The sequence below is a fragment of the Chamaesiphon polymorphus CCALA 037 genome (assembly GCF_003003845.1).
GTDB lineage: Bacteria > Cyanobacteriota > Cyanobacteriia > Cyanobacteriales > Chamaesiphonaceae > Chamaesiphon > Chamaesiphon polymorphus.
Genome location: NZ_PVWO01000730.1, coordinates 1 through 2170, shown reverse-complemented (window position 1 = coordinate 2170; position 2170 = coordinate 1). Strand labels below are relative to the sequence as shown.

At 47.4% G+C, this 2170-nt stretch carries 3 protein-coding genes; all 3 read right to left on the bottom strand.

All coding sequences use genetic code 11. The features are described 5' to 3' along the window. Positions 1-41 precede the first annotated feature (41 nt). From C7B77_RS28760 to rplC, 3 genes are read right to left on the bottom strand one after another with little or no spacing between them, the layout of a single operon-like run. A complete protein-coding gene (locus C7B77_RS28760; RefSeq protein WP_015161715.1) occupies positions 42-347 on the bottom strand; it encodes a 50S ribosomal protein L23 in 306 nt (101 codons plus the stop codon). Then, a complete protein-coding gene (gene rplD / locus C7B77_RS28755; RefSeq protein WP_106313129.1) occupies positions 337-972 on the bottom strand; it encodes a 50S ribosomal protein L4 in 636 nt (211 codons plus the stop codon). The genes C7B77_RS28760 and rplD overlap by 11 nt, the downstream gene beginning before the upstream one ends. Positions 973-1007: 35 nt before the next feature. Continuing rightward, a complete protein-coding gene (gene rplC / locus C7B77_RS28750; protein ID WP_106313126.1) occupies positions 1008-1646 on the bottom strand; it encodes a 50S ribosomal protein L3 in 639 nt (212 codons plus the stop codon). Positions 1647-2170: the final 524 nt, after the last annotated feature.

The following is a 2170-nucleotide window of genomic DNA, read 5'->3' as shown; positions in this document are numbered from 1 at the left end:
TCCGAACTTCCAACTCCGAACTCCGAACTCCCACCTACTTCTTAAACTTCAGGGAAGAGAACGATCTCTTGACCTTCGACGATCGTGACAATTGCCCGTTTGTATTTGGGTTTAGCACCAAGGAATTTACCGACGCGGCGAGTTTTGCGGGGTAAGTTTTGGGTGTCTACGCGTTTGACTTTGACTTCAAACAAAGACTCGATCGCGGCTTTGATCTGTGGCTTAGTTGCCTGGGGCACTACGTCAAAAACGTACTTGTTTTGTTCCATCATAATTGTGGCTTTTTCAGTCACAATTACATTCCGAATTAAATCTGGTAAATCGCGGTCAGCAACTCTAATCGTCATTATAAACCTCCTGGATTTTAGCGATCGCTTCAGCAGTAGCGACGATCTGGTCTGCATTCAGGAGATCGAAAACGTTGAGTCCCGAAGCCGAAATCATTTTGACATTGGCAATATTCCGTACTGACAACAAGGTATTGTCTTCAACTTCAGCTACAATTACCAACACTTTACCGTCGGGTTCCACACCCCATCGAGTCATCGCTTGGACGAACTCTTTGGTTTTGGGTTGAGCTAAATTAGTTGTAAAGTCCTGGACGACGATAATATCTTCAATCCGACCCATCAGTGCAGTTCGCAAAGCCAATCGCCGCTCTTTGCGGTTCATTTTCATGTTGTAATCTTTGGGCTTTGGTCCAAAAATTACCCCACCACCCCGCCACAGCGGAGAACGGATCGAACCCGCACGCGCGCGTCCGGTACCTTTTTGTTTCCAGGGTTTGCGACCGCCACCTCGGACTTCGGCGCGAGTCTTGGCACTAGCGGTACCTTGACGAGCGTTGTTTGTCTGCCGAATTAGAGCGCGGTGGACGATGTGTGATGCATTTTCTGCTTTAGCAACAGCCAATTCGAGGGTGGCGGAGCCAGCTTCCTCGCCTTGCCAGTTGCGGATGACGCAATTAGCCATAACTATTTTTTATCTCCCGATTCTACTTACTTAGATTATTTACCTACTTTGACTTCAGGCACAATCCGCAGTAGCGCGCCGGGTTTGCCAGGAACGGAACCCTCGATCAATAGGACGTTTCGCTCGACATCGATCTGAACTACTACCAATTTCTTGATCGTGATCCGTTTGCCACCCAGTCGTCCTGCCATTTTCTTACCAGGGTAGACGCGACCGGGAGTCGTACCAGCACCAGTCGAACCAGGTTCGCGGTGATTTTTGGAACCGTGAGACATTGGCCCTCTGGCGAAGTTCCAACGTTTTTGCCAACCTGCAAAACCTTTACCGATGCTGTTACCTGTGACGTCAATAATTTGACCGACAGTAAAGATATCTGGTTTGATTTCTTGACCGAGCGTCCAATTATCGGGGTTATCGACCCGAAATTCTTGCAAGTGACGCAGTGGCGGAGCCTCAGATTTTTTGAGGTGACCCAATTCTGGTCTGTTTAACGCTTTTTCTTTGACTTCATCAAAACCAATTTGGACAGAGCTATATCCGTCAGTGGCTTTGGTTTTGATCTGTGTAACGGTGCATGGGCCTGCTTGAACGACGGTGACAGGAATTGCTCTCCCTGTCTCTTTGTCGAAAATTTGGGTCATGCCGAGTTTGGTGCCGAGAATACCGATAGACACGGTTTATTAGTCTTCCTTATATTTGAGACATCAGGATTTTGATGGACTTCCACCGGCAGGCGCGTCCATCTGTGGGTTTGACTTAATATTATCAATCCAGCCAACGTTAGCAGTTATCGAGCGTGCGAGCGCACGCTCGATAACTGCGTTGGATGCGATAAGTTTGCACTCATTTGGAAGGACAAGGTATCGAGCGGAAATCGTGTTATGTGCTGGTGAAGACTCGGGCAGCAAGCCGCCTAGTATCTATCTCAGCCGATTTACCGCAATCTCAGCTCTAAGGAGCCGGAAGTTTTAGACCACAATCTCCTATTCTACAGGAGGAGATCGTTATTGTCTATAATTTTTTAATTGAAAATAGAAGCCAATGAGTCGTTCGCTACCGAATCCGAACTATTGGAGTCGCGAGCGAAGTGCTGAAATGTCAATTTAGTTGACGATCGCCGCCTAGTGCAGTGTCAAGATTAAAAATTAGGGTTACTTGGTTGCTTGCTAAAATGAGGAAAATTCCAAACAGAGGCAAG